The sequence below is a fragment of the Rhizobium sp. BK491 genome (assembly GCF_014194925.1).
Taxonomy (GTDB): domain Bacteria; phylum Pseudomonadota; class Alphaproteobacteria; order Rhizobiales; family Rhizobiaceae; genus Rhizobium.
This window is the reverse complement of sequence record NZ_JACIAR010000004.1, coordinates 715,685-741,421: the sequence shown is the minus strand read 5'-3', so window position 1 is coordinate 741,421 and position 25,737 is coordinate 715,685. Positions and strand designations below refer to the sequence as shown.

Here is a 25,737-nt window from a genome sequence, read left to right as displayed (position 1 = left end):
TGCCCTGGAACGGCCGGAGGCGGATGGTCTCGCTGCGATCGAGGGAGTTTCCTGATGCTGCCCGGCTTGCGGAATGCATTACGGGCATGCTGGAACGAGAGAGGTACGATGAGTTCTTCGGCACTGCTACATCTTCATGAATTGATGGCGTTCGATCGGCATCAGGCCGAAACGGCCATCTTGCAGCGCGTGAACAGCGCCTACCTTGGAAACCACACGGCTTTGGTGCGCGTACTCGGTCGCTACAAGCTCTACGTGGACACCCGAGACAGAGGCTTCGGATCCCATGTTCTTCTGGACGGCTTTTGGGAAATCTGGCTGACGCTGTTCTGCGCGCGCAACGTCAAGCGCGGCATGACCGCGATCGATGTCGGTGCGAATTTTGGCTATTACTCCCTTCTGCTTGCCGAACTCGTCGGCACAAGGGGCGAATTGATCGCCGTCGAGCCCAATCCCCATGCCGCCGATTTCCTGCGTCGCAGCGTCGAGCTCAACGGGCTGCTCGGACGGACGAGGATCGAAACATCGGCGCTCGGTGCAACGATATCAGGAGACGCCTCTTTATATGTTCCCCATAGCGAGCCGAAGAATGCGCAGATCGTTTCGGAAATGTTTCAACCTCCCCCACAGGACGGCGTTGTCATCAAGGTCCCCGTGACAACCCTCGACGGGATGAGCGCCGCCTGCTCGCGCGTCGATTTCATCAAGATCGACGCGGAGGGGGCGGAGGAGGTGATACTCGAAGGAATGGCCGAAACCATTGCCCGCCATAAGCCGATGCTCGTGGTCGAATTCAATCCTGCCCGATATGCCGACGCATCCGGTTTTCTCGAACGGCTTGCCGGCATCTACGGAGCAATGCGGCGTCTCGATTTCAGCGGCGAGGCAGTTCCCATCACCAGCGAAGACCTGCTTTCGAAATACGGGGCCGACGATTCGCTGCTCGTTCTTTCGCGCGACAAGCCGGCTTGATCGAGAGTGGTGAGAGTTCCCAAATGCTGAGGGAGAGATAGGAATGAGCCAGACGATCCTTTACGACGGTCTCAATCTTTCCCTCAAGAAGGGCACCGGGGTTGCGACCTATACCCGTGGCTTGATGGCGATGGCACAGTCCCTCGGCTATCGGACGGGCGTGGTCCATGGAATTCCCGGAAACGTTCCGACGGACCCAGTTTTGCGGGAAGTGCTCCTCTTCGATGACGCCAGTGCTCAAGTCCCCGGAACGATTTCGGTCGCAAAGCGCTGGCTGCGGCGCCGCATCGCCGCCCCGTTCGGCATCACTCCGGTTCCGATCCCTTTGAGCGGCAACGTCATTGTGAAATCGCTTCAATCGCAACTTGGTGCGGCCGACACCATTTATGCCGCCAACGATTTGTTCCAGCTCGCGCGCTATCATTTCAAGCGTTACGGCAACAATCTGACCATGAAGTTCGAGACGCAGCCCGATCTTCTTCATTGCACCTATCCGATGCCGATCGCGGCAAAACGGGCATTGAATGTCTACACGATCCACGATTTGGTTCCCTTGCGGCTGCCTTATCTGACTGAGGACAACAAGCGCTATCACTACAAGATGCTGCGCTCTCTGGTCCGGCGAGCGGATCACATCGTGACGGTATCGGAAACGTCGCGGGCCGATATCATCAAGGTTCTCGGCGTCGACGAGGCGCGGGTCAGCAATACCTACCAGGCCGTTCAGGTGCCGGAGCGGCTTCGTGAGAAGCCGGACGACGTTGTGGCGGACGAGGTCGCCGGCATCTTCCATCTCGATTGGAAGGGCTATTTCCTTTTCTTCGGTGCCTTCGAGCCGAAAAAGAACATCTCTCGGCTGATCGAAGCCTATCTTGCCGCAAAAACGGACAAGCCGCTTATCATTGTCGGTGCCCCCGGCTGGAAGGGTGCCGAGACGCAGCAGCTGATCGATGACGACCGCTTCCGCTTCTATCTTCGCGCGGAGGACCGCATCCTGCCTCAACGACAGATCCAGCGTTTCGACTTCGTGTCCTATCCCTTGCTGATCAGCCTGATCAGGGGAGCGCGTGCGGTGCTATTTCCTTCGCTTTATGAAGGCTTCGGGCTGCCCGTACTTGAATCCATGCAGCTTGGAACGCCTGTTCTGAGTTCCACGGAGGGATCAATTCCCGAGATAGCCGGGAATGCGGCGCTGCTGGTCGATCCCTATGATACGGAAGAGATGCGCAAGGCGATCGTCAGCCTGGATCAGGACGACGGGTTGTGCGCCTCATTTGCCAAATCCGGGCCCAGGCAGGCAGCGCGTTTTTCGCCGGATCGATATCAACAGAAGGTTGGCTCGCTTTATGACAGCCTCTTCAACGGATAATCAAACGAGGAGTGCGTCGTGACCATCCTCTTTGCATTCGGAATGCCGGGGGTCATGTCTTCCTGGGGCGTTGCAGCGGTTCACGCCCTGGCCCGCGAAGCCTTCGGCGATTATGCGGTCATTGCCACCGATACTGTGGAGGATCTCAAGCAGCACGTCCTCGCGCGATCGGGCGCGCATGCCGTTCTCGTCTCGCAGTTTCCCGAAGCACGGCTATCGGAACTGATCATCAGGGTCAACGTGCCGTTTCTGTTATTTCTCGAAGATCCCCTCGACGCTGTTTCCTACCTCGCTCGTGCGACCGGGCAGCGAGATATCGGTTTGGTTAGGGCCGTTTCGGCGAGCCTTGCCTGCCTCGAGCCGCTTGCGGGCGCTTCCGGGGCGCTGGTCTTGCGTCGCGACGATGTCGATCAAAAGGGCAGCATAGACCTGTTGCTGAAGACCATAGACCGGCATTTCAGCACCGATCTTAAACTGGAGCAGATAGCCAACGCGCTGCTGCATGTCGGCATGGCGCCTGCCGGACAACCACCGCATAAAGCACCGAAACTGGAGGAAGCCGCCGCGGCTGTCATTGCGGGCTATCTGACACCGCAGGAGGCGGTTCCGGAGGTCAGCGAGGGACTGCGCGAGACGGCAAAGAAGGTTCTCCGTCCCCTCGAATTCGACCGCCGTAAAGCCCCGAGCACCGTCTTCTGGCCGCAAGAAGCGTTCTTATCAGGCGATAGTTTGGGGCAGGCTCTGGACGATCTTGTCGATCTCACCGGTGGCGCCCGCTGCCTCATTTATGGCCCCTATCTTCACCTGCCGACGGGGCGCTGGAATGCGAAATTCATTTTCGATGTCGACGAAGACTGCCAGGGGCAGATCTTCACCGTAGAGGTACATGCTGCCGAATTGCTCGGTCGCCTGCGTGTGTGCCCGCAAGGCATCGGCTCATTCGAAGCGGCAGTGCCGATCGATGTTGTCGATCCGCGTGCGCCGATCGAAATCCGATTGATGATGGATAGCGGCGCCATCGAGGGGCGTCTTTCCGCCTGGAGCGTCGAGTGGCTGCGAGCGGCCTGACAATCGGCTCTCGTCCTGGAGAGCTGCGCGCGGGCAGGGCTGCTGCGCCGCCCGCGGGCCAATGGATTCACTTTTTCACCCGTTATTTTGTTGCTCAGCGTTTCCGACGCCGGAATTTTGTAAACCAATGTTTCGCGGCGGAAATTTCCGTATTGGTGCCGCAAAGTCCTTCTTTTCTGGGAAGTCATAGTTTGTATAAGGATTGAGAAAACGGAATGAAGCCTATGAACGCGAGCGCCGCACCGGATATTCTGATAGTCGATGACGATCATGAAATACGCTCGCTCCTGAGCCGATATCTCGAGGAACAGGGCTTTCGCGTATCGACGGCGAGCGATCTTCGCGGGTGCAACGACGCGCTCAACCGGCGGAACCCCGATCTTCTCGTTCTTGACGTTATGCTGCCGGATGGGTCGGGTCTCGATCTTTGCCGCGATCTGCGAAACCGGCGCCCCCGCGTGCCCGTCATTCTGCTGACCGCCTTGAAAGAGGACATCGATCGCATTCTTGGCCTGGAGATCGGTGCTGACGACTACCTCGGCAAGCCTTTCAATCCACGCGAATTGGCAGCGCGCATCCGCGCCGTCCTGCGTCGGACGAATGAGGATTCGTCCTCGGAGCCCGAACAGAGGCGCTATCGATTTGCGAACATGATGCTCGATCCGCAGCTTCGCAGGGTTAGTAGAGACAGCGGTGAGGCGATTTCGCTGACTGGCGCCGAATTCGATCTTCTCAAGGCGTTTCTGGAGCGTGCAGGCCGGCTCCTGTCGCGCGATCAATTGCTTGATCTCACGCAAGGGCGTGATCGCGACCCCGCCGACCGTTCCATCGATGTCCTGATGAGCCGACTGCGCCGCAAGCTCGGCGAGACAGCCGAAGATCCGATCTTCAGAACGATCCGCAACGGTGGTTATCAACTGGTTGTCCCGGTGATGGCCATTAAAGGCGATTCATGAGGTCGCTTGGTGCGCGGCTGGCGCTGCTTTTAATGACGGCAATTGTGCTGGTTGTCATTTCCTCGTCCTTCGTGGCAAGCCTTGTCATGCGCGGGCCACGTCCGGATATGACCGTCGAACGGATGGCGCGGCAGCTTTCCATTCTCGCTACCTTTGCCGAGAAGGACAGAACCACAGCGGCATCGGCGGGGTTGGTCGTTGCTCACAAGCCGGCTGAAGGCCAGCGCGACGAAGAGCTGTCGCGCTTTCTGATGGAGGCGCTGCTTCGAATAGCGGGCATGCGCGAAGCCATCATAGTGCGCCAATCGACAGGCGAGATGATTGCGTCCCTGAAGCTCTCCGACGGTAATTGGCTGATCATGCCGCTGCCGGAGCATGGACCCCCGCCGGGCGGATGGAAGATCCTGGTAGGCTGGCTCGGTCTCATCATAGTCGGCAGCGTGCTGGTTTCCATCTTTGCCGCATCGAAAATCATGAAGCCGCTACGTCTGCTGGAGGAGGCCATTGCGGCGGTCAATCCCGATGGCACCCTGCCTCATATAGCGGAAAGCGGGCCAGGTGAAATTCGCGCGACGGCCCAGGCGCTCAACAGCCTGTCGGCCCGGGTGAAGGCGGCAACGGAAAGTCGCATGCGCCTTGTTGCTGCCGCCGGACACGATCTGCGGACGCCAATGACCCGCATGCGCCTGCGGGCGGAATTCATCCGGGACGACGAAGAGCGTCGCAAATGGCTTGCCGATCTCGCGGAGCTCGACAGGATCGCCGACAGCGCAATCGGGCTGGTCCGGGAAGAGATCTCCAGGGACAGCCTGGAGCAGGTCAGGCTTGACCGGATCGTCGACGATATCGTTACCGAGCTGAAGGCGATCGATATGAATATCGCGAGCGGCGAACTGGAGCAGGCAACGATCTGCGCCGGCCCGCTCGCCATCACAAGAGCCCTGCGAAACTTGCTCATCAATGCCGCGACCCACGGCCAGTCGGCCATGGTGACGGTGACGCATCTTGGCGATAGAGCCGTTCTGCGCATTGTCGATACCGGCCCCGGCATTCCGGAGGACCGGCTGAACCAGGTGTTCGAACCCTTCTTCAGGATCGATATCGCAAGACAAAGGTCTTTTCCGGGGGCCGGTCTCGGGATGGCTATTGCGCGCGAAATCATCAACCGGTTCGGAGGCGAGATCAAGGTACGCAACCGCCAGCCACGCGGCTTGGAGCAGGTCGTATCGTTCAAAAACGCCGAGGCCAAGGTCGTCAGCTAGCGCGCGGCTCGAGCCGATTCATTGTTGCAGCGCCATCTATTGCGAAGCCGCGAGCAGCTGGCGGTACATTCGCGCCATCACAGGGTTTTACTTGGGTAAAACACCCGGGAACTTTACTTGAAGCAATATTGAAAATAAGATTGCAGAACTTATCAAATAATTCGCTGCAGTGGAAAAGCCAAGACATTAAATTTCGTAGAAATGCCTCATTTCAGCAATCTTCCGAAATGCTCTGGCCGGCAACTGATGTAAAATTGCAGCCGATCAGCAGCTTGACTCGAGCAAGCTTTGGTCGCCCCGCCTACCCGGCTTCGCCATTACGCCCCCAACACGAATGGCGAAGCCGGATTCGCTCTCGGCCACGGTCATCAATTTTTCTCGAAAATATCAGTTTCTTGATAATGTCGCTGCGAAGTCCAGCAACGCGCGTTGTGGACCCGCAGATGCGGGAACATTGAGATGCCATAGTGTTCGGCATCCTGTTCTCAGGAAGCGGGCGATCCCAGCCTTATTGAGCGTGGAGGCACATTCCGGCCCGTTGATGGGGATCTATCGAAGCCATCGTTTCTTCCCTCGAAGAACGACCACAGTGCTCACATGCCATTGGTCCGGGAGCGCCGGGCGGGGCGTTCCCGGACCGTTCGGCCCATTGTCGGGCCGCTCCTTCCAGCCAGCTGAGGCGTCCGGGGGGATCTCAATTGGATGGAAGCGGAGAGGACATAGTCCGCCGTAGCAAGGCGAGGGGGGCTTTTCGCCCCATCTCCTCATCGATCAATGGAATGGATGCGGACCTGCGACGAGTGATCGTTCAGCATCTTCCAGCTTGGCGAGCTGATCGGCATTCAGCACGTTGCGCAGGGCAGCAGCCTTGTCCTTCAGAGCCTTGGCCTTGGTAGCGCAATCCAGCATGTGATCGGCTAGGCGCTCTCCGAAAAGCAGAACTTGGCCGTCGCCGCCACCGGCCGTCGGGGGAGCCGCAGCCCCATCCGCAGCCCGCTGCTCGGGCGGCTCATGCTTCGGAGGGGTGAGAAGATCGATCAGAGCACCGGTATAATCCCTCCATGCGTCGAGCTGGTTGCCGCGGACGCCGATGAGCGTTTCGAGCGCTGATAACTTACCGGCAATCATCACGGCGGGATTCGGCCCATGCGGGAAGCCGGGCGGCATTGGCATGCCGCCGCCGAAGCCGATCATTGGCCCTTCGGGATGACCGCCCCAGAAATCCCGGCCGTCCGGTGGCGGGCCAGCTGGATCCGGCTGAGCGATCTGGACGTCCACAGGCTTTTGCTGGTCGCATGCGATGTCCGGACCTGCGGCATAAGCCGAAGCGGCAGTACCGCCAATTGCCGTTGCAACCAATGCAGCAGCGATAAGTCGTTTCCTCATGATCAATGCCTTCGCTATGAACAACTGCTGCGAAAGCTAGAGCGCTCGTATGAATGCAATACGTCGCTATATTTCTGAGTTTTTCCCGCGAAAGGAATGTTGCGAATGAATTTTGCTGATGGGTCAACAGCAATACTTTATTACAATTTCCTCTATTCTCGCCCTAATTTCACGTCCCGATGTCATGACGAACAGGCGCAGCCATTTGCAGCTTGCGGATGGGGAGGGCCTCCTTTTGATTAGAAGCTCTCCCCTGGTGTCTTATTCCTTGGCTCCGGAAGTTGCCGACGTCGCTTGATCTGCCTCTTTTAAGGCAGCCGCACATTCCTCGCAGCATACCTCGACCGATTTGCCGCCAAGGTTGACCCTGATCGTATCTGCGCCGAGTTCACAATCACAGGCAGCACATGTTGTTTTCTTCATATCGTGATCCTTTCCTGATCGATCCCCTTGCCGGGGTAGGATCATAAGGGCATCGATCATCATGTCGGCGCTGTCGGAATCTTTAGCGAACCGCGTAGCGCTTCGGCTTCAGCTGCGCCGAACGCTGAAATTCGGCCGGTGTCTGCCCGTAAGTCTGTTTAAACGCAGCACTGAAATGGCTGTGGCTGGAAAAGCCGAGATCGAGCCCGAGCATGGTCAGGTCGTCATAGGCGCCGAGGAGATCGAGCGCGCGTGCCAGCCGCAGGCGCAGCTGATAGCGATAAAGCGGAATGGCTTCTACCTGTTGGAAGACTTGCGTCAGATAGACGGGCGAGACGCCGACTTCTTTTGCGATCTCTGCAAGCGTCCAGCGGCGGGCAAGATCGGAGGACAGAACGAGCTTTGCCCGGTCGACAAGCTTCTGCCGGCCGGAACTTGCGCCGGCCGCATGCGACGTACGTTCGCCGAGAGAGCGGCGTACCAGGGTCAATGCCAGCGTTTCGCCCTCCAGGCTCTCGGCTATATTGCGGCTGAGCCCATGGCGAAGCATCGCCACGAGTGCCTGCGCACGTGGATCTATGCGTCGACGCTGTCGACGAAAGATGACGCTTTCGCCAGACTGAACCTGCTCTTTCGGCGCGAGCTCGTGAAGGACGCTCTCATCTATACTGAAATCGAGACATGAATCGCCACCATCAACGGGATGACTGATCCGATATCCCTGTCCCTTATTGAAGAATAATACCTGGTTTGCTTCCGCAACGGTATCACTCTGGTCGACGTGGCGCTTGAAAACGCCACGATAGGGATAGACGAGGCTTGTCTTGTGGGCGCACTCTTCATCGCTCTTATGTCGGCATTCGCCATTGCAGACGATATCGCGGATGAGGACGGTTTTCGTCTTCAGCAGCAAGGCGGTCGTAATTTCTGACATGCCGAACCTCCCCATCCCGGCGTTGACGCCCGCCACGCCAGTGAAGCCTAACACATCCTGCGCCATCTTTTTAGTAGCGGCTATAAATATGGACATCGCTTCCATTCTGGCCGCGGGAAAGGCCAATGTCTTTCAATTGATCGTCCGACAGCCCGAGAAGCGCATTGCGGTTCCTGCGCTCGACCATTTTGCGTACGAGCATACGTACAAGCTCTAGCAAGGTCGAGAAAGACGCGGGTCGAGTCTTGCGGAAGGTGCTGGCCTCTTCGGAAGAAGTGATGATGCTTGTGGCTTGCATGGTGATACTCCATCGGTTGCTTCGATGAGAGCAGTGAACCACCGGAGCCGTATTCGCGCTGTCAAATAATTTAGCTATCGAACGGGGGCGGCGACCTTCGAGAAAGCGGCAAATTTGTATTTTTCTTGTCGACATACGTCTTGCAGGAGCGATAGTGTCGGCACCGCTCCGCATGGCGTGACGATAAGCTATGCAGGGCGAAGAGTATTGAGGAGAGTAGGAATGTCGTGGCAACACCCAGTACCCCGGATTACCGCAGAGGAAAGACGACAGCGCCTTTCGAGCCTTCGAAAGCTGCTCGATGCAAAGGGATGGGCCGGTATGTTGCTCGGGCCGACCGAAAGCCTCCGCTATTTCACCGGCCTAGTCTGGCATGCAAGCGAGCGGTTTCTCGGCGCGCTAGTGACGCCGACAGAGCTCTATTACATCGTTCCGGGCTTCGAGCGCAGCAGGGTGGAAACCCTGCCGCATCTGCCGGCCGAAATTCTTGAATGGCAGGAGGAAGAGAGCAGCGCGGCACTCATAGCCCGTGCGCTGGGAGATAAGGGCATCTTGGCGCTCGACGACAACATGCCGCTTTACTTCTACAACGCGCTGGCCGTCGAGCTTGGAGCTGAAAGGCTTGTGAATGGCGGGCCGATCATCAATGGCCTGCGCCGGATCAAGTCCCCAGCCGAAATCGCGCTCATTCAATATGCCATGAACCTGACACTGGACGTGCATAAGCAGACCCATGCCATGCTCAAGCCGGGTATTCGCGCATCGGAAGTCGTCAAATTCATTGACCGGCGGCATCGCGAGGCGGGCGCCGATGGCGGCTCGACCTTCTGCATCGTATCCTTCGGCGAAGCCACGTCACTGCCACACGGCGCCGATGGCGACCAGACGCTTGGCGAAGACGACGTCATCTTAGTGGATACGGGCGCCCGCATCGACGGCTATCATTCCGACCTCACCCGCACATACAAGTTGGAGAGCGGCGACAGCGCCTTCGAAGATGCCTGGGCGATCGAACGCGAGGCGCAGCAGGCCGTTTTCGAGACGGCAAAGCTGGGCGCCGCCTGCTCGAGCCTGGACGATGCGGCTCGCGCGGTACTTGCCAGGCATTCGCTTGGCCCCGACTACAAGCTGCCGGGACTGCCGCATCGTGCCGGTCACGGCCTTGGTTTGGAAATTCATGAGGAGCCTTATATTGTGCGCGGCAACGCGACGGTGCTTGAGGCCGGCATGTGCTTCTCGAACGAGCCGATGATCGTCTTTCCGAAGAAATTCGGCATCCGGCTCGAGGATCATATCTATATGACGACGGACGGCCCGCACTGGTTCACGCAGCCGTCCAGCGGGCCGACCGAACCGTTTGCGAGCTGAGAGTCTTAGTCGGGCGGCCGTCAAGCCGCCCTTTTTCCATCCTCATCGAAGACATGCAGATGCTGCGCCGGGAAGGCGACGTGTACCTGCGTGCCCGCGCTCAAAGCGGTGCGATCCAAGGTGAACACCTTGAACGGCAGGCCGTGCAGCGAAAGATGCAGGATGATGCCGAAGCCGGTGGGTTCGATGAGTTCGACGTTGGCGGCCATGTCGGACGGGTTGGACGACAGCACGACATGCTCCGGCCGAATGCCGAGCGTGACCTTCGCAGCGGTTGCCAATTTTAGCGGCTCCGGAAGCGAAACGAGCGTGCCATCCTTGAGCTGGACAGCATTGCCCTCGTAAGTCGCATCAAGAAAGTTCATGCCGGGCGAACCGATGAAGCCGGCGACGAAGAGGTTAGCGGGACGATCATAAAGCTCAAGCGGGCTGCCGACCTGCTGAACGACCCCGCCATGCATAGCGACGATGCGATCCGCCAGCGTCATCGCCTCGATCTGATCGTGGGTCACATAGATCGACGTCGCTTTAAGATCGCCATGCAACTTCTTGATTTCAGCGCGCATCTGCTCGCGCAGGCGAGCATCGAGATTCGATAGCGGCTCATCGAAGAGAAAGGCCTTCGGCTGGCGAACGATGGCGCGGCCCATGGCGACGCGCTGGCGTTGGCCACCGGAGAGGGCCTTCGGCCGGCGCTCCAGTAGCGGATCGAGACCGAGCTTGGATGCCGCGCCGGCGACAGCCTTGGCAATGCCATCCTTGGCCATCTTCCGCAACCGCAGGCTGTAACTCATGTTGCCGGCGACATTCATATGCGGATAGAGCGCATAGGACTGGAAGACCATGGCAATGTCGCGGTCTTTCGGATGCAGCTCGTTGACACGATTGTCGGCAATGCGGATTTCGCCGCCGCTGATGTCCTCAAGGCCGGCAATCATCCTGAGAAGCGTAGATTTGCCACATCCGGAAGGACCCACGAGGACAACAAACTCACCGTCCTTGATCCTGAGATCGATGTCATGCAGCACCTGCACGTGGCCGTAGGCTTTCCTGACGTTCTGAATATCGATCGATGCCATATGACTAACCCTTGACCGCGCCGGCCGTCAGGCCCTGCACGAGATAGCGTTGGATGAGCAGGAAGAAGAGGGCCGCCGGAATCAGCGCCATGACGCCCGCCGCCATCATCTGTCCGAAATCCACCGAGAATTTCGAGACGAAGGTGAGAAGCCCGACCGGGAAGGTCGCAGCCTGATTGCCGTTGATGAGCATCAGCGCAAAGAGAAGCTCGCTCCATGCCGCCGTGAAGACGAAGCCGAGGGTGGCTGCGATACCGGGCAGCGTCAGCGGCAGGATGATCTGCCGGAAAGCCGTGAACTGCGTTGCGCCGTCGATCATGGCTGCCTCTTCCAGATCCTTCGGAATGCCGTCGAAGAAGGACTGCATCAGGAAGGTGGCGAAGGGCACGTTGAAGGCTGTGTAGACGACAACAAGGCCGGTCAGGCTGTTGGTCAGATGCAGCGGCGTCAGGATCTTGAAGATCGGTGCCACAAGCATGACCAGCGGAAACATCTGCGTCAGCAGCATCAGCGCCACGATCCAGTATTTGGCGCGGAAATTGAAGCGCGAGAGAGCATAGCCGGAGAGCGACGCACAGAAGGTCACGGCAATTGCCGTCGAGGCGGAGACGATCAGGCTGTTCTTGAAGAAGGTCGGGAAGTCGCTGTGCTGCAGCACGAAGGCATAGTGTTCCCAGGTCGTGCGCGACGGCCACATGCGCACGCCCTCGGTATAGAGCAGATCGTTCGGCGTCACCGACACTTTCAGCAGCCAGAAGAGCGGGAAGAGCGCGAAGACGACGTAGCAAAGAATTGCCAGGCGATGCGCGACGGTTGGGAGGACGGATCGTCTCATGGCTCAATCCTTGTTCAGCAGGGTCTGCCGCAGCAGGATGATCAGCATGGAATAGGCAAGCAGGAGGACCAGCAACACCAGCGCAATGGCCGAGGCATAGCCGAAATCCAACCGTTTGAAGGCCTGCGTGAAGATGTAGCTTGCAACAATCTGCGTGCGGTCAGCCGGCCCGCCGCCCGTCATGACGACGATCAGATCGGCGAAGTTGGACACCCAGACAGTGCGCAGGAGGACCGTGATGGCGATGGTCGGTGCGAGGAAGGGAAGCGTGATTGAGCGGAAGCGCTCGAACCAGCCGGCGCCGTCGATCGAAGCCGCCTCATAGAGATCGCGCGGTATCGCCTGCAGTGCCGCCAGAAGCGTGATCGCGAAGAAGGGAATACCCCACCAGACATTGGCGATGATCGGCCCCCACATTGCATAATTCGGGTCCGAGAGGATGTTGTTCGGCTCGTTCATCAGGCCCATGGCATAAAGCCAATGCGGGATCGGGCCGATGACCGGATTGAACAGCCAGGACCAGTTGAGACCGGCGAGGAAAGAGGGAACGGCCCAGGGCAGGAACACGAGCGCCTGAACGATCGATCTGCCGAAGAAGGGTTTGTCCAAAAGAAGTGCCAGGATCAGCCCAAAGATGAACTGCAGCATCACGGAAGCGCCCGTCCACCAAAGCGTATTCTTCAGTGCCCAGTAGAAGGCCTTATCCTTGGAGAGATCGCGAAAATGCTCCAGGCCGATGAAGCCGCCGGAAAACGGATTGAGCAGCTGAATATCGCGGAAGGCGTAGGATATGCCGATTGTTAGCGGCACCAGCATCACGGCGATGATGAGGATCAGGGCAGGGGCGCTGTAAAGATACGGTTCCGATGCTTCGGCGAGGCGCTTCAGCCACGGCCTGCGGTCGTGACGCCTGTCGAGCGTGTCGGTGATCGAAGTCATCTGTAAGAGTTCCCATTCGCGGCGTTCGAACGCCGTCTGTTTCAAGTGGGCAGAGATGGCGGCGGATCGCTCCGCCGCCGCATGTACGTTCTATTTCTTCGCGAGGAATTTCTGCTGGGCCTTGGTCAGGTAATCGGCCCATTGATCGGCAAGGTCCTTCGCCGAGATATCGCCGAGCAGCGCCTGCTGCGACGTCTTGATTGCCAGCGAATCCTTGAAGAAGGCGAATTCCTCAAGATAGGTCGGCATCACTGTGGGAACGGTGTCCTTGTCGGCCAGTTCCTGGAACCAGCCCTTGAATTGATCGCCGGCGTAGAAGGGGTCCTTTTCCGCGGCCGTATAGGCTGGCAGGGCACCAATCTTCTTGTTCCACTCGAGATTGCCTTCCTTGCCTTCAAGGGTTGCAATCAGCTTCCAGGACAGATCCTTGTTCTGGCTCGTCGAGAACATCGACCAGCCGGCATAGCCAATGGTCGGGAAGGACTTGCCATCCGGACCCTTCGGCAGCGGTGCAACGCCGAAATCATCCTTTTTCATGCGTTCCGCAACGGCGATCAGAGCATCCGGATCCTGGTCGAGAAAGGCACAGGTGCCGGAATAGAAGCCGGCGACGACTTCGTTGAAGCCCCAGTTGACGCTATCCTTCGGCGCATAGCCCTTCTTGTAGAGATCGACCATCCACTCGATGCCCTTCGCCCAGCCCGGGCTGTTCATCGTCGACGTGCCGTCCTCCTTGAAGTATTTGTTGTCGCCGGCCATGGAGGCAGCAAAGATCATCCAGCCGTTGAGACCGCCCGGACCGCCGCGCATGCAGTAGCCGTATTTGCCGGGCAATTTCGAGATGGCCTCGGATGCCTTGACGAATTCGTCCAACGTCTTCGGCGGTTCGGCGACGCCGGCATCCTTCAGGATCTTCTTGTTGTAGAACATGGCGCGCAGATAGAAGCCGTAAGGCAACATATAGGCGGTGTTCTTGACATCGCGTCCGAGTTGAAGCGCGCGCGGCGTCAGTTCACTCGTATGTTCCCACTTGGCGAGGTAGGGCTCGAGGCTTTCGAGCATGCCGTTATTGCCGTAGAGTGACAGCCAGGTATCAGGCATTTCCATCACGTCGGGCGTATCGCCGGCCGAAACCATGGTGGCGAACTTTTGGAAGGCTTCGTTCCAGGGCAGGGAGATGATGTCGACCTTGGTACCGGGATTCGCGGCCTCGAATTTGGCAACGATCGACTTCAGCGTCTCGGTACGCTCCGGGCTTGTGATGACTTCCACGAGCTTCAAAGTCGTATCGGCAAAGGCGGTGCCGCCCATCAAGGCGGTAAAGAGTGCTGCTGTTATCAGTCTTTTCATGTTGGTTCCCCTTTTTAGGTTTTCCTCTCAGATTGACGTTGTCACGAGGCGGCGGCGATCGCCTCCTCGAGTTCCTTCCACAAAGCCTCGGTTCCTTCGAGACCGACATGCAGACGTACGGAGCGCGGGTTGATGCCGAAGGTATGCGCAGAATTCGGCTGCGCCTTCTGCTGCAGCACGACTTCGCCTGGCACGATCAAGCTCTCATGCCCGCCCCAGCTCACCCCCAGCTTGAAGAGCTTGAGGTGATCCGCGAACGCACGCACGTCCACGCCTTCGCGGAAGATGAATGAAAACAGGCCGGAAGTGCCGTTCAGGCCGGCTGGCAGCCGGTTGGCTAGGCCCGGATGGCAGACCTGCTCGACGACATCGAGCTCCTGCAGCCGCTTGGCGATCGTCATCGCCGCCGCCTCATGCGCCCTCATGCGGATCGGCAGCGTGCGCAGGCCGCGGATCAGGAGCCATGCGTCGAAGGGCGAAAGCTTGCCGCCGAGATAAGGATAGGCTTCGGCTTTCAGCCGCGCGATCATCTCCTTCGAACCGGCGACGACACCGGCGACCACGTCGCTATGCCCACCGAGATATTTGGAGGCGGAATGGATGACGAGATCGACGCCGAGTTTCAAAGGCTGCTGGAAAAAGGGGGTTGCCCAGCTGTTGTCGATCATCGAGACGACGCCGTGCTGTTTGGCGAGTGCGGCAAGTGCACCCACATCATGCGCTTCCATGACCCAGCTCGTCGGGCTTTCCATGTAGAAAACCTTGGCGCCGGGAAGCGCCTTGGCGACAGCCTCCTCATCGCGGCCGTCGACATAGGTCACCTCGACCTTCATGCGTTTCAGAACCGTGCCGAAGAGGCGGAAGGCATCGGGATAGACGTGCTTGACTGCAACGATACGGTCGCCCGGCTCGACAAAGCTTAAAACGGCCGACGATATCGCGGCCATGCCGCTGGCAAAACCGAGCGCATCCTCGGCGCCCTCCAGCTTTGCCAGCATTTCCTCGAACAGACGCACCGTCGGGTTGAGGCCACGCGTATAGGTCGGCCGCACCTTTTCGCCGCGATAGGAGGCGATCATCTCGTCATAGCTGGAAAAGGTGAAAAGCGAGGTCTGGAAGATCGGCGGCACTACGGCATCGGCGAAGTTGCCGTCGTCATGGGCGGTGATGAGGGAGGCAAGTTCGAACGGCTCTAACCCGTCAGTCATTTGGACATTTCCTTGATGTCTTCCTCGACCACGTCGAGAATTTTCAATGTTTCGGCGCGCGCAGCCTCGGGATCCTGGTCGGCGATCGCGTTGAACAGCGTGCGATGATAGGGGAAGGACCGGCGGGCAAAATCCTGCCGGTCGAAAGGATGCTCCCAGAAGCGCTCGAAGGTTTCGCGCATCTGTTCGAGAAGTTGCCGGAACAGCGGATTGTGGGTGGCGTCATAGACGGCAAGATGGAAGGCGAGGTCCTCAGGCCCGGATGTGCCCTTGGCCATGTGCACGCGCTCCATCTCGTTGAGCTTCTCTTCGATGATGACGAGGTCTTCGTCGGTTCGCTTTCTCGCAGCCACCATGCCGGCTTCACATTCGATGCCGCGGCGGACCTCCAGCGTCTGCAACAGCGCATCGCGCAGGTGTGACGGGTTGAAGGAAAGCGGCATATGGATCGTCGCCTTCGAAACCGGCTTCAGCAGGTAGGTGCCACTGCCTTTGCGCGTTTCCATGACGCCGAGCGCCTGGAAGTAGGTGATTACCTCGCGAATGGTGGAGCGTCCTACCGAAAGGGCGGCCATCAGCTCGCGCTCGGTCGGAAGCCGGTCGCCGGCCTGTAGCTTGGACGATTCGATGAAGGTCGACAGCGCCTCGATGACTTGCTGCGTCCGATCAATGGAAGGAAGAGGGCTAAGCATGGGTCTCGTCATGGATGGTAAATTGGTCTGACATCTGCCGTCAGGTCAATCTCTTTTTCTCGACGCGGTCATTTTTCCGGCCCTTAAATTTTTAAGGACGCAGAGCGAGCAGCAGCGAAGGTTGTTTGCGGCCTTCAAGAGCACCGGCAGCGCTGATAGAAGGAACGTGTTGTGAGTCCCGGGCTGGAAGAGAATGGCCGCTAGAGATCGATATTCACGGAAGCTGGAATGCGCGAAATGCGACCACACCGGCTTTGCCGAAGTCTCCGAAACTGACGATCGTCGGGCGATGAGCCGCGATTTCAAGATAGACGAGATGCCGCGCGGCTTTTCCACGGAACGGCCGTCGACCGATCCGCGCAAGCATATGATCCGCTGCCGATGCGGCTCGGTGTTTCCTTTCGAGCAGGACACGGTCTATGCACCGGGCGGCGAGCCGCGGCGCTGAGTAAGCGTATCCAGAAAAGAAAAAAGCCCCGCACAGGCGAGGCTAAGCTTGTGCCGCTCCGGGGAAATCGGAAGCGACGCGGCATTGTCTAACGGTCGCCTTCTCTCCCGACTAGGTCAGTTTTGGCGATAGCGGTACGCTCAAGGAAAAAAGCATTTATTTGTAAAGCGCGGTCAGTTTGCAGACTTCCCTCACTGGCTGCAAAGCCATGGTCAAACCATCGTGCCGTGCAATCCGTTCAGCTGGCATTCATTTTCACGCGGGCAAAAAGCAATGACCGCAACGCCTTGCGGTCGTCGAGGCCCGGTTTCTGGCTTCCGGGCTGTGTCGCCGGGCCTCGCAGACACTGAGAACCTTGGATACCCACATGCGCCTGCTTCGTGCCTTCATCGATTGGATTTGCCGGAAGCGGCAGCCGGAACAGGAAACGCTCCAGCACTCCGCCGATGATCCGTGGGTCCTGCAGCAGATCGAAAAATTCGAACGTGAGTTGAAGCGCTAGCAGCGCTTGCCGATTCGTAGCCGTAGTGCTCGATCAACGCCGCAAGACGGTCCCGTCTCTGGCGACGAGCTTGCCCGCCTTGTAGACAGCGCGTCCTTTCGGTACTGCAACGACCGCCTCGGGAACATGCTCCGCCTTCAAGGTAACGAAATCGGCTTTGGCACCGATCTTCAAGCCGTAATCAGCCAGGCGCAGAGCTTTGGCGCCGCTCTCGGTCACGACATCGAAGGCCGTCCTCAATTCGTCGTCAGTATAGAAGCCCGACCGATAGCCGATCATCATTGCGCGGCCCAACATGTCGCCATCACCATAGGGCCACCATGAATCGCGGATATTGTCGCTGCCGCTGAAAACGGTGACACCGGCAGCCCGAAGCAGGGCGACGGGCGGGAAGGTGTGGGCGCCGGGTGCGTTGGTCATGATGGAGATACCGCTCTCGGCGATGAGAGCCGCGGCACGCTTGGCTGCCTCGATCGAGAGATCGCCAAGCCCATAGGCATGGCTGATCGCGACATGTCCGCCCATGGAGAGCGCGCGGGTGCGAGCGCAGATCTGCTCGACGGTGAAGAGCCCGAGCGTGCCGCCGTCATGAAGATGGATGTCGACATCGACGCCATGCTTCTCGGCGACGCCGAAAACGACATCGAGATGTTTTTCGACATCACGATCGAAGCTTGCAGGATCGAGCCCACCGACGAGATCGGCACCCATGGCGATTGCCTGATCCAGAAGCTCGGGCGTGCCGGGGCTTTTCAGAATGCCACTTTGCGGAAAGGCAACGAGCTGGATGTCGATCAATCCGCAGTATTCTTCGCGTACGGCAAGCACAGTCTCCAGCGACTTCAATCCAACGGAACCGTCCACCATAACATGGCTGCGCATATATGTGCTGCCATTGGCGATGCAGAGGTCGAGCTGGTTTCTGGCCCTTTCGTCCATCGGCGCGGCCTGCGCCATGTTTTGCGCCTGGAAGGCGACACGCTCGTGGACATCGAAGCCGTTGGTGCAGGGCTTGTGCGGTATCCAGGCGTCACCGTAGAAGCTGGTGTCGAGATGAATGTGCCCTTCGACGAAGCCCGGCACCACGAGGGCGCCTTCGAGGTCGATGAGCTCGGAGGCAGAGATCGGCGCTCCGGTCTCCGTGATCGACACGATCCGCCCGTCCGTGACGCCGATATCCTTGATAGTGCCATCGGCAAGCTTGGCTCGGGTGAAGAGCGTTTCGATCGTGCTCAATTTTTTCTCCTTGAATCCATGGCTACCGGTCGCGCGCGAACCGTCTGGATGACAGATGTCTTACCGCTCGAACGCTTCTTTCAGGCCGAAGCTCTTGCGCTCACGTAGGTCGAGATCGGCCTCGATATGGGCGATATGACGAAGCATTAGGTCACAGGCTGTGTCGACATCCTTGCGCTCCAGTGCGGTGATAATATCGCCATGCTCGGCATGGCCGCAACTGGAGGCGCTTGATTGTCCGTAGAGCGCGATTACCAGCGAGGAGCGGGCGACAAGCTCTTCCATGAAGCGCTGCATGATGAGATTGCCCGATATCGACGCGAGCATGAGATGAAAGTCGCCCGAGGCCTTGATCTCGGCCCGGCGCGCGGGTTGACCGCGCTCTCCCATCAAGCGGCCTTCTTCCACGAGGAGCTGCCGGAGCTGTGCGAGCTGAGGCGCGGTGATACGTTCGGCTGCCGATCTCAGTATCCCAGGCTCGACCAGGCGACGCGCAGCGAATATCTGTCGCGCTTCCTCGGGCGATGGATAGGCGACGAAAGCGCCTCGGTTCTTTTCGACGCTGACGAGTCCTTCATAGGAAAGAGCCTGCAGGGCGGCACGTGCCAGAGTCCGGCTGACGCTGAAGAGAGCGCCGACATCGCTTTCGGACAGTTTCGTTCCGGGTGCGAGCCGGCGCTCGACGATCGCGTCGCGAATGGCCTCGCGGATCTGTTGCGCGCCACTGTCGGTAGCGTCGCCGGGCGTCAAAAGCGCATCTGCTGAAGAATTCATGATCGGTAGCCTGAGTAACTGGCTGCAATGATAGACAGGTTTCGCGCGGAAGTTAAACGAAATCTGATGCAAACGGGGCCAAAAGTGTATACGATATTTTGCATAAATCGCGCACAATAGCCTAATTCCTGTGCAGATTCATGATTGCCTATTGAGAAGCATAATTTCTCTCCCGGGCTAAAATTAAGTAAATTCAGTCGGTTAGTCAGCCTCCGCAAAACTGGCACGATTGATGCAGTGTCTTTCCCAAACCACAGGGGAAGATGATGTCGAAAGCGGCAGAGATCGATATAGTGTCCGTTTCGAAGGTCTACGGCACGACCACGGCAGTCCATGCGATCAGTCTGAAGATACCGGCGGGCTCCTATTGCTGTTTCCTCGGCCCATCCGGTTGCGGCAAGACATCGACCTTGCGCATGATTGCGGGTCACGAGGGCATTTCCTCGGGCGACATCAGGCTTGGCAATACCGTCGTCACCGACTTCCCGCCCGCCAGACGTGGCACGGCGATGATGTTCCAGTCCTATGCGCTGTTTCCCCATCTGGACCTTATCGACAATGTCGCCTTCAGCCTGAAGATGAAGGGTGTCGACAAGGAAGAGCGCCGCGCGAAGGCGCTCGACATGCTGAAGCTCATGCAGATGGAAGCCTATGCGACCCGCCGTCCGGCTCAGCTCTCAGGCGGACAGCAACAGCGTGTCGCGCTGGCCCGCGCCCTGATCACCGATCCGGAAGCTCTGCTGTTGGACGAGCCGCTGTCAGCGCTCGATCCCTTCCTGAAGATCCGCATGCGCGCTGAGCTTAAGAAGCTGCAGAAGTCGCTCGGCATCACTTTCGTTCATGTCACGCACAGCCAGGAAGAGGCGATGGCGCTTGCCGATATCATGGTCATCATGAATGACGGCCGGATCGAGCAGGCGGGATCGCCGCGGGAGGTTTTCGAACATCCCGCGACGGCCTTCGTTGCCCGCTTCATGGGTGACCATAATGTCTTATCCGGTCGCATAACGTCGAACGAAGATGGCGTAATCACCATGACCGCGCCGGAAGGGCAGGGCTTCTCTGTAAGAGGGTCAGGTCGCGCCGTCGGCGAAGCCGTCGATATCGCTGTGCGCACCGACCGCGTCCGGCTTTCGCAGCCATCGGACAAAGGACTGGGCTTTAACGGCGTCGTCTCCAATGTCGAATATCGCGGCGCAACGCTGAAGATCACCGTGATCGGTGCCGGCAGCGACGATTTCACCGTGATCGCAAGCAACGACGATGCTGCCGCCAGATCGATTGCCGTCGGCGATGCCGTCTCACTGAGTTGGGCTCAGGAGGATGCAATCCTTCTCGGCCGTGTATCCGCATGAATCCAAACTATCAAAAAAGGGGAACTGACATGACGACTGAAACCAAGACTACCAAGACGACGAAAGGCATTTCCCGCCGTTCGCTGCTGAAGACCGGCGCTGCCGCTCTCGGCGCCATGGCCGGCTCCGGCGCCATCACCGGCTTTCCGACCATCTGGGCGCAATCGAACATTACGCTGCGCCAGTTCGGTACCGGCGTTTCGAACATCAATGCCATTGCGGAGAAGTGCAAGGCCGATCTCGGCATTACGCTCGAGATGACGGCGACCGATTCGGATGCTGCGGCACAGCGAGCCGTGACGCAGCCGAACAGCTACGATATCGCCGACATCGAATACTGGATCGCCAAGAAGGTTTTCCCGACTGGCGTCATGCAGCCGATGGACGTCAAGAAGCTCAAATATTACGACAAGATCGTGCCGCTCTTCATCAACGGCAAGCTGAAGCCCGACAGCGTCATCGCGCAGGGCACGGCGCCGCACACGGTGGGCTTTGTCGAAGGGCAGGGCTCGAAGAAATTCGCCAAAGAGCCGACGCAGTGGATGACGATGGTTCCGACCATCTACAATGCCGATACGCTCGGTATCCGTCCCGATCTCACCGGTCGTCCGATCACCAGCTGGGCCGACATTCTCGATCCGGCCTTCAAGGGCAAGACCGCGATCCTCAATATCCCGTCCATCGGCATCATGGACGCGGCGATGATCATGGAAGCTGCCGGCAAGATCAAATATGCCGACAAGGGCAACATGACGAAGGCGGAAATCGACAAGACCATCGACTTCCTGATCAAGACCAAGGGCGATGGCCAGTTCCGCGCTTTCTGGAAGTCCTTCGACGAGAGCGTCAATCTGATGGCATCGGGCGAAGTGGTCATCCAGTCCATGTGGTCGCCGGCGGTTGCTGCAGTCCGCTCCAAGGGTATTGCCTGCACCTTCCAGCCGCTTAAGGAAGGCTATCGCGCGTGGGGCGGCGGCCTCGGCCTCGCCTCGCATCTCAAGGGCGCACAGCTCGACGCGGCTTATGAATATATCAATTGGTACACCTCCGGCTGGGTCGGCGGCTACCTCAACCGCCAGGGCTATTACTCCGCCTGCATGGAAACGGCCAAGAACTTCATGTCGGCCGACGAATGGGGCTACTGGATCGAAGGCAAGCCGGCGCAGGGCGATATCCTCTCTCCGGAAGGCAAGGTGATGGAGAAGGCGGGCGCCGTTCGCGACGGCGGCTCCTTCGAAACCCGTATGGGTGCCGTCGCCTGCTGGAACTCGGTCATGGATGAGGACCGCTACATGGTTCGTCGCTGGAACGAATTCATCGCTGCCTAAGCTGCGATCGATCATTTCCTCTCCCCTTCAAAGACGGGGAGAGGATCCTAGCAATGGAGAGGCCGGACTATGGCGACAATCGCTTCCTCGGATGCGGAGCAGGAAACTCAGAAGCCCGGGCGTGGATTTGCCGTACCCGGCTGGGCCGTCGCCTATCTGCAGGCAACGCCGCTGTTTCTCATTCTCGGCTTCTTCTTCCTGTTGCCGATCGCCATGATCGGCATCGTCAGTTTCTGGGATTATGATTTCGCTGGCCTCTATCCGGCGTTCCTGACCACGAATTACACCGATACACTCGGTTCGTGGGTTACATGGAAAACCTACCTCAACACATTGAAATTCACAGCAATTGTCTGGGCGCTGACGCTCTTCATCGGCTTCTGGGTCGCCTATTTTCTGGCTTTCCATATTCGCCGCACCTCGACGCAGATGATCCTTTTCCTCGTCTGCACCGTGCCTTTCATGACTTCCAACATCATCCGCATGATCTCGTGGATACCCGTCCTCGGGCGCAACGGACTTGTCAATTCGACGCTGATCGAAATGGGCCTGATCCCAAAGCCGATAGAATGGCTGCTTTATTCCGATTTCGCCGTCGTGCTCGCGATGGTGCATCTCTACACGCTGTTCATGGTGACGCCGATCTTCAACACGCTGATGCGCATCGACCGTTCTCTGTTCGAAGCCGCGCGCGATGCCGGCGCCAGCGGATGGCAGGTGCTGTGGAATGTCGTCATCCCGCTTGCCAAGCCGGGCATGGCGATCGGCAGCATCTTCGTCGTCACGCTCGTCATGGCGGATTTCTCCACCGTTCAGGTGATGTCGGGTGGCCAGAGCGCATCCATTGCGCTGATGATGAAGAACCAGATGTCGCTGCTGCAATATCCCGCCGCCGCCGCCAACGCGGTCGTGCTTCTGATCGTCGTATTGCTGATGGTCGCTGCCATCCTGCGCATCGTCGACATCCGCAAGGAACTCTAAGATGAACAGTGAAAAGCGCGGCCTGGAATTCTATCTTCTGGCAATCTTCTTCACGATTTTCGTGCTGTTTCTTTATGGTCCGCTCTCGGCGGTCATCATCTTGTCCTTCCAGGGGCCTGACGGCGGCCTGACCTTCCCGTTGAATGGCGTCTCGCTGCATTGGTTCGCCAACCTCTTCGAGAAGCAGGCGGTCGGAGACTTCGGCGCATCGTTCCAGCGTTCCTTGATCCTCGGCGTGATGGTCATGATCGTGACCGTCGTCGTCTCGCTGCTTGCCGGGCTTGCCTTCCGTCGCCGTTTTCGCGGCTCGACATTCCTGTTCTATGCGACCGTCGCCAGCCTCGTCGTCCCATCCATCATCATTTCGCTGGGGATCGGCGTCGTCTTTCAGCAGGGCGGCATCGCGCCGGCGTGGTATTCCTCCGCCTTCGGCGCGCATCTCACCTGGACCTTGCCGTTCGGCGTGCTGATCATGTTTGCCGTCTTCAACCGGTTTTCGCCGGCCTATGAGGAGGCGGCTCGCGATCTTGGCGCCAGTTCTTGGCAAACCTTCCGCCATGTGGTGTTGCCGATGATTGCTCCGAGCCTGATCGGTGTCGGCCTCTTCGGCTTCACGCTGTCCTATGACGAGTTTGCCCGCACCCTGATGACATCAGGCACCTACAATACCCTGCCGCTCGAAATTTACGGGATGACGACGAATGTCACGACGCCAGTTCTTTACGCGTTGGGGACGGTGACGACGCTCTTTTCCTTCACCATTATCCTGCTGGCGCTTGCGGTCATGACCATGCTCGGCCGCCGCCAAGCCAAGAAAAGTTGAGATCATGCGCCTGCTGCTTATCAATCCGAACACGACCGTTTCCATGACGGAGAAGGCGGCAATCGCTGCGCGTGCCGTAGCGGGCCCCGGCACGGAGATCATCGCTGCCACCTCGCAGATGGGGCCGGCTTCGATCGAGGGCTATTATGACGGCGCTATCGCCGTGCCCGGCATGCTGCGCGAGCTGAAGGAGAGGCAGGCCGAAGGCTATGACGCCGCGATCATCTGCTGTTTCGACGACACCGGTCTGGAAGCCGCCCGCATGTTCTGCGACGTACCTGTCGTCGGTCTCTGCGAAGCGGCCGTAGCCACGGCCGGCTTTCTGGCACAGCGCTTCAGCGTGGTGACGACGCTCGAACGCTCGCGCATCCTCATCGACAATCTCGTCCATCGTTATGGCATGGGCGCGCGGGCGAAAGTTCGCGCCTCCGATATCCCCGTGCTCGAGCTTGAAGATTCGTCTTCGGGAGCAATCGGAAAGCTGCGGGCGGAAATCGAACGCGCGCTTGCCGAAGATGGCGCGGAAGCCATCGTCCTCGGCTGTGCCGGCATGGCGGATCTCGCAAAGCAGCTGCAGTCGATCTACGGCGTCCCGGTCGTGGATGGTGTCGCCGCAGCGGTCAAGCAGGCCGAAGCTTTGGTGTCGCTGGGCCTATCTACCAGCAAGCGCAGTTCCTACGCCTCCCCATTGACCAAGTCTTTTTCAGGTGCGATGCAGGATTTTGCGCCGGCTGCGGCGTCGGCTTAACCTCATCACAATTCATATTTCGTGCCTCTGCTGATCGCTGCACCTTGCGAATGGCATATCTCGGCTACCGGGACTATAATGCCGCGGTAAAGAACGAGAGTCGTGGATTTGGCACAGAGAGCCGGCAAAGCTGATCTCCCCCTGCATGGCGGTCGCGTGCCGCGCTGGCTTGGGGACCGCATGACGCGCCTGGGCGCCGTCATCACCGAGGCGATCGTGCAGCATTATGGTCGCGACGAGCTCTTTCGCCGCCTCGCCAATCCCTTCTGGTTCCAGTCTTTCGGCGCCGTCATGGGCATGGATTGGCATTCCTCGGGGATCACGACGAGTGTCCTTGGCGCCCTTAAGCGCGGCCTGACGCCGCTATCCGGCGAACTTGGCATCCATGTCTGCGGCGGCCGCGGCGCGCAATCGCGCAAGACGCCGGGCGAACTGCTTGATATCGGCGATCGCGTCGGTATCGACGGCGCGTCCCTCGCCATGAAGAGCCGGCTGATCGCGAAGGTGGACAGCGCAGCCGTGCAGGATGGCTTCGACCTCTACCTGCATGGCTTCATCGTCGCCGACGACGGCAAGTGGGTCGTCATCCAGCAGGGCATGAACGACGAACGCCGGCAAGCACGCCGATATCACTGGCTATCGGAGGGGTTGACGAGCTTCCTGGATTCGCCGCACGCGGCTATCGAAGGGCGCGAGCAGGGCGAGATTGTCAATCTTGCCGATCGGCGCGCCGAGCATTCCCGCGAGGGTCAGCTGGATCTGCTTGCCTCATTAGGACCAGATAAAATCATTCGTGAATTCAATGCACTAGAAGGGAAATCTCCTGTAATTGACAAACAAGAAGCACAACCGATGCTGCCATACCTCGTCATGCCGGCACATCATGATGTGCGCCAGGAAGACGTGAACATGCGGCGCCTGCATGGAAATCTTGCCGCCGCGGCCGAGCGTGGCCCAGTCGATTTCCAGGAATTGCTGCTGACGCCCGGCGTCGGCGCCAGAACGGTCAAGGCCTTGGCGATGGTCGCCGAAGTCGTGCATGGCGCACCCTGCCGGTTTTCCGATCCAGCGCGCTTTTCCCTCGCGCATGGCGGCAAGGACCGGCATCCCTTTCCAGTACCTCTGAAAGTCTATGACGAGACGATCAACGTGATGAAATCCGCCGTCAGAAAGGGCCGCCTCGGTCGTGACGAAGAATTGTCGGCGCTGAAGCGGCTGGATGATCAATCGCGGATGCTGGAGCGCTACGTCACCGGCCCCGATCTCAAGGAAATCGTTGCCGGCGAGTTCGACCGCTCCTTCTCCTATGGCGGCCGCAGCGTGTTTGGTTGGGAACCTGCAACGGATGCCGAAAGCAACGTCGCCAAGGGTAACCGCCGCTCTTCAAAGAGCTAGACTGCGTA

25 protein-coding genes are annotated in these 25,737 nt (G+C 58.9%); 14 read left to right on the top strand and 11 right to left on the bottom strand.

The window, feature by feature from the left end; genetic code table 11:
- Nucleotides 1-108: 108 nt before the first annotated feature.
- The 5 genes from FHX05_RS21735 (at nt 109) to FHX05_RS21715 (ending at nt 5,627) form a co-directional block, all read left to right on the top strand.
- Nucleotides 109-972, top strand: a complete 864-nt coding sequence (locus tag FHX05_RS21735) for an FkbM family methyltransferase (RefSeq protein WP_246699033.1) — start codon at nt 109-111, stop codon at nt 970-972.
- 43 nt (nt 973-1,015) lie between these two features.
- On the top strand, nt 1,016-2,341 hold the full coding sequence (locus FHX05_RS21730) for a glycosyltransferase family 1 protein (protein ID WP_183874424.1): 1,326 nt from the start codon (nt 1,016-1,018) through the stop codon (nt 2,339-2,341).
- Between the two features lie 18 nt (nt 2,342-2,359).
- Nucleotides 2,360-3,409, top strand: coding sequence for a hypothetical protein (locus tag FHX05_RS21725; RefSeq protein WP_183874422.1), 1,050 nt, complete (start codon nt 2,360-2,362; stop codon nt 3,407-3,409).
- Between the two features lie 224 nt (nt 3,410-3,633).
- A complete protein-coding gene (locus FHX05_RS21720) occupies nt 3,634-4,365 on the top strand; it encodes a response regulator transcription factor (protein ID WP_112604024.1) in 732 nt (243 codons plus the stop codon).
- Nucleotides 4,362-5,627, top strand: a complete 1,266-nt coding sequence (locus FHX05_RS21715; RefSeq protein WP_183874420.1) for an ATP-binding protein — start codon at nt 4,362-4,364, stop codon at nt 5,625-5,627. Before FHX05_RS21720 ends, FHX05_RS21715 begins: the two co-directional genes overlap by 4 nt.
- A gap of 771 nt (nt 5,628-6,398) precedes the next feature.
- Here FHX05_RS21715 and FHX05_RS21710 read toward each other — a convergent pair.
- The 3 genes from FHX05_RS21710 to FHX05_RS21700 all read right to left on the bottom strand — a co-directional run bounded on the left by FHX05_RS21710 (nt 6,399) and on the right by FHX05_RS21700 (nt 8,668).
- A complete protein-coding gene (locus FHX05_RS21710) occupies nt 6,399-7,013 on the bottom strand; it encodes a hypothetical protein (protein ID WP_183874418.1) in 615 nt (204 codons plus the stop codon).
- 505 nt (nt 7,014-7,518) lie between these two features.
- On the bottom strand, nt 7,519-8,370 hold the full coding sequence (locus tag FHX05_RS21705) for an AraC family transcriptional regulator (protein WP_112603620.1): 852 nt from the start codon (nt 8,368-8,370) through the stop codon (nt 7,519-7,521).
- Nucleotides 8,371-8,440: 70 nt separating this feature from the next.
- Entirely contained in the window at nt 8,441-8,668 is a 228-nt protein-coding gene (locus tag FHX05_RS21700; protein ID WP_183874416.1) for a DUF1127 domain-containing protein, read from the bottom strand.
- 222 nt (nt 8,669-8,890) lie between these two features.
- Here FHX05_RS21700 and FHX05_RS21695 point away from each other — a divergent pair, with 222 nt between their 5' ends.
- The gene (locus FHX05_RS21695) at nt 8,891-10,036 is read left to right on the top strand and encodes a Xaa-Pro peptidase family protein (RefSeq protein WP_183874414.1); all 1,146 of its coding nucleotides are present in this window, start codon (nt 8,891-8,893) and stop codon (nt 10,034-10,036) included.
- Nucleotides 10,037-10,056: 20 nt separating this feature from the next.
- On the opposite strand, the gene ugpC is transcribed toward FHX05_RS21695, so the two are convergent.
- The 6 genes from ugpC to FHX05_RS21665 form a co-directional block, all read right to left on the bottom strand.
- A complete protein-coding gene (gene ugpC / locus FHX05_RS21690; protein WP_183874412.1) occupies nt 10,057-11,115 on the bottom strand; it encodes a sn-glycerol-3-phosphate ABC transporter ATP-binding protein UgpC in 1,059 nt (352 codons plus the stop codon).
- 4 nt (nt 11,116-11,119) lie between these two features.
- A complete protein-coding gene (locus tag FHX05_RS21685) occupies nt 11,120-11,950 on the bottom strand; it encodes a carbohydrate ABC transporter permease (RefSeq protein ID WP_112603612.1) in 831 nt (276 codons plus the stop codon).
- Between the two features lie 3 nt (nt 11,951-11,953).
- A complete protein-coding gene (locus FHX05_RS21680) occupies nt 11,954-12,889 on the bottom strand; it encodes a sugar ABC transporter permease (protein WP_183874410.1) in 936 nt (311 codons plus the stop codon).
- Between the two features lie 90 nt (nt 12,890-12,979).
- Complete coding sequence (locus FHX05_RS21675; RefSeq protein ID WP_183874408.1) at nt 12,980-14,239, bottom strand: sugar ABC transporter substrate-binding protein; 1,260 nt, start codon at nt 14,237-14,239, stop codon at nt 12,980-12,982.
- 41 nt (nt 14,240-14,280) lie between these two features.
- On the bottom strand, nt 14,281-15,447 hold the full coding sequence (locus FHX05_RS21670) for a PLP-dependent transferase (protein WP_183874406.1): 1,167 nt from the start codon (nt 15,445-15,447) through the stop codon (nt 14,281-14,283).
- Nucleotides 15,444-16,139: a FadR/GntR family transcriptional regulator gene (locus tag FHX05_RS21665; RefSeq protein WP_112339265.1), complete on the bottom strand. Its 696-nt coding sequence runs from the start codon at nt 16,137-16,139 to the stop codon at nt 15,444-15,446. The genes FHX05_RS21670 and FHX05_RS21665 overlap by 4 nt, the downstream gene beginning before the upstream one ends.
- A gap of 193 nt (nt 16,140-16,332) precedes the next feature.
- Here FHX05_RS21665 and FHX05_RS21660 point away from each other — a divergent pair, with 193 nt between their 5' ends.
- Together FHX05_RS21660 and FHX05_RS30795 are read left to right on the top strand one after the other, a co-directional pair.
- Nucleotides 16,333-16,587, top strand: coding sequence for a hypothetical protein (locus tag FHX05_RS21660; protein WP_183874402.1), 255 nt, complete (start codon nt 16,333-16,335; stop codon nt 16,585-16,587).
- A 367-nt stretch (nt 16,588-16,954) separates the two neighbouring features.
- A complete protein-coding gene (locus FHX05_RS30795) occupies nt 16,955-17,089 on the top strand; it encodes a hypothetical protein (protein ID WP_015343038.1) in 135 nt (44 codons plus the stop codon).
- 33 nt (nt 17,090-17,122) lie between these two features.
- Here the strand turns inward: FHX05_RS30795 and FHX05_RS21655 are convergent, their stop codons facing one another.
- Nucleotides 17,123-18,325 carry an amidohydrolase family protein gene (locus tag FHX05_RS21655; RefSeq protein WP_183874400.1) on the bottom strand — a complete coding sequence of 401 codons (1,203 nt, stop codon included), beginning with the start codon at nt 18,323-18,325 and terminating at the stop codon, nt 17,123-17,125.
- A 60-nt stretch (nt 18,326-18,385) separates the two neighbouring features.
- Complete coding sequence (locus tag FHX05_RS21650; protein WP_246699032.1) at nt 18,386-19,099, bottom strand: GntR family transcriptional regulator; 714 nt, start codon at nt 19,097-19,099, stop codon at nt 18,386-18,388.
- 266 nt (nt 19,100-19,365) lie between these two features.
- On the opposite strand from FHX05_RS21650, the gene FHX05_RS21645 reads away from it, so the two are divergent.
- The 6 genes from FHX05_RS21645 to FHX05_RS21620 all read left to right on the top strand — a co-directional run bounded on the left by FHX05_RS21645 (nt 19,366) and on the right by FHX05_RS21620 (nt 25,729).
- Nucleotides 19,366-20,454: an ABC transporter ATP-binding protein gene (locus FHX05_RS21645; protein ID WP_183874398.1), complete on the top strand. Its 1,089-nt coding sequence runs from the start codon at nt 19,366-19,368 to the stop codon at nt 20,452-20,454.
- A 29-nt stretch (nt 20,455-20,483) separates the two neighbouring features.
- Entirely contained in the window at nt 20,484-21,782 is a 1,299-nt protein-coding gene (locus tag FHX05_RS21640; RefSeq protein ID WP_112400365.1) for a PotD/PotF family extracellular solute-binding protein, read from the top strand.
- Between the two features lie 69 nt (nt 21,783-21,851).
- Nucleotides 21,852-22,763, top strand: coding sequence for an ABC transporter permease (locus FHX05_RS21635; RefSeq protein ID WP_149635707.1), 912 nt, complete (start codon nt 21,852-21,854; stop codon nt 22,761-22,763).
- Between the two features lies 1 nt (nt 22,764).
- Complete coding sequence (locus tag FHX05_RS21630) at nt 22,765-23,586, top strand: ABC transporter permease (protein ID WP_112339273.1); 822 nt, start codon at nt 22,765-22,767, stop codon at nt 23,584-23,586.
- A gap of 4 nt (nt 23,587-23,590) precedes the next feature.
- Nucleotides 23,591-24,334 carry an aspartate/glutamate racemase family protein gene (locus FHX05_RS21625; RefSeq protein ID WP_183713759.1) on the top strand — a complete coding sequence of 248 codons (744 nt, stop codon included), beginning with the start codon at nt 23,591-23,593 and terminating at the stop codon, nt 24,332-24,334.
- A gap of 108 nt (nt 24,335-24,442) precedes the next feature.
- Complete coding sequence (locus tag FHX05_RS21620) at nt 24,443-25,729, top strand: DUF763 domain-containing protein (RefSeq protein ID WP_183874396.1); 1,287 nt, start codon at nt 24,443-24,445, stop codon at nt 25,727-25,729.
- The last annotated feature ends 8 nt before the right edge of the window (nt 25,730-25,737 follow it).

Coding starts and splice junctions, on each gene's coding strand:
- FHX05_RS21735 (WP_246699033.1), top strand. CDS start 109: ATGAGTTCTTCGGCACTGCTACATCTTCATGAATTGATGGCGTTCGAT.
- FHX05_RS21730 (WP_183874424.1), top strand. CDS start 1,016: ATGAGCCAGACGATCCTTTACGACGGTCTCAATCTTTCCCTCAAGAAG.
- FHX05_RS21720 (WP_112604024.1), top strand. CDS start 3,634: ATGAACGCGAGCGCCGCACCGGATATTCTGATAGTCGATGACGATCAT.
- FHX05_RS21715 (WP_183874420.1), top strand. CDS start 4,362: ATGAGGTCGCTTGGTGCGCGGCTGGCGCTGCTTTTAATGACGGCAATT.
- FHX05_RS21710 (WP_183874418.1), bottom strand. CDS start 7,013: ATGAGGAAACGACTTATCGCTGCTGCATTGGTTGCAACGGCAATTGGC.
- FHX05_RS21705 (WP_112603620.1), bottom strand. CDS start 8,370: ATGTCAGAAATTACGACCGCCTTGCTGCTGAAGACGAAAACCGTCCTC.
- FHX05_RS21700 (WP_183874416.1), bottom strand. CDS start 8,668: ATGCAAGCCACAAGCATCATCACTTCTTCCGAAGAGGCCAGCACCTTC.
- FHX05_RS21695 (WP_183874414.1), top strand. CDS start 8,891: ATGTCGTGGCAACACCCAGTACCCCGGATTACCGCAGAGGAAAGACGA.
- ugpC (WP_183874412.1), bottom strand. CDS start 11,115: ATGGCATCGATCGATATTCAGAACGTCAGGAAAGCCTACGGCCACGTG.
- FHX05_RS21685 (WP_112603612.1), bottom strand. CDS start 11,950: ATGAGACGATCCGTCCTCCCAACCGTCGCGCATCGCCTGGCAATTCTT.
- FHX05_RS21680 (WP_183874410.1), bottom strand. CDS start 12,889: ATGACTTCGATCACCGACACGCTCGACAGGCGTCACGACCGCAGGCCG.
- FHX05_RS21675 (WP_183874408.1), bottom strand. CDS start 14,239: ATGAAAAGACTGATAACAGCAGCACTCTTTACCGCCTTGATGGGCGGC.
- FHX05_RS21670 (WP_183874406.1), bottom strand. CDS start 15,447: ATGACTGACGGGTTAGAGCCGTTCGAACTTGCCTCCCTCATCACCGCC.
- FHX05_RS21665 (WP_112339265.1), bottom strand. CDS start 16,139: ATGCTTAGCCCTCTTCCTTCCATTGATCGGACGCAGCAAGTCATCGAG.
- FHX05_RS21660 (WP_183874402.1), top strand. CDS start 16,333: ATGGCCGCTAGAGATCGATATTCACGGAAGCTGGAATGCGCGAAATGC.
- FHX05_RS30795 (WP_015343038.1), top strand. CDS start 16,955: ATGCGCCTGCTTCGTGCCTTCATCGATTGGATTTGCCGGAAGCGGCAG.
- FHX05_RS21650 (WP_246699032.1), bottom strand. CDS start 19,099: ATGAATTCTTCAGCAGATGCGCTTTTGACGCCCGGCGACGCTACCGAC.
- FHX05_RS21645 (WP_183874398.1), top strand. CDS start 19,366: ATGTCGAAAGCGGCAGAGATCGATATAGTGTCCGTTTCGAAGGTCTAC.
- FHX05_RS21640 (WP_112400365.1), top strand. CDS start 20,484: ATGACGACTGAAACCAAGACTACCAAGACGACGAAAGGCATTTCCCGC.
- FHX05_RS21635 (WP_149635707.1), top strand. CDS start 21,852: ATGGCGACAATCGCTTCCTCGGATGCGGAGCAGGAAACTCAGAAGCCC.
- FHX05_RS21630 (WP_112339273.1), top strand. CDS start 22,765: ATGAACAGTGAAAAGCGCGGCCTGGAATTCTATCTTCTGGCAATCTTC.
- FHX05_RS21625 (WP_183713759.1), top strand. CDS start 23,591: ATGCGCCTGCTGCTTATCAATCCGAACACGACCGTTTCCATGACGGAG.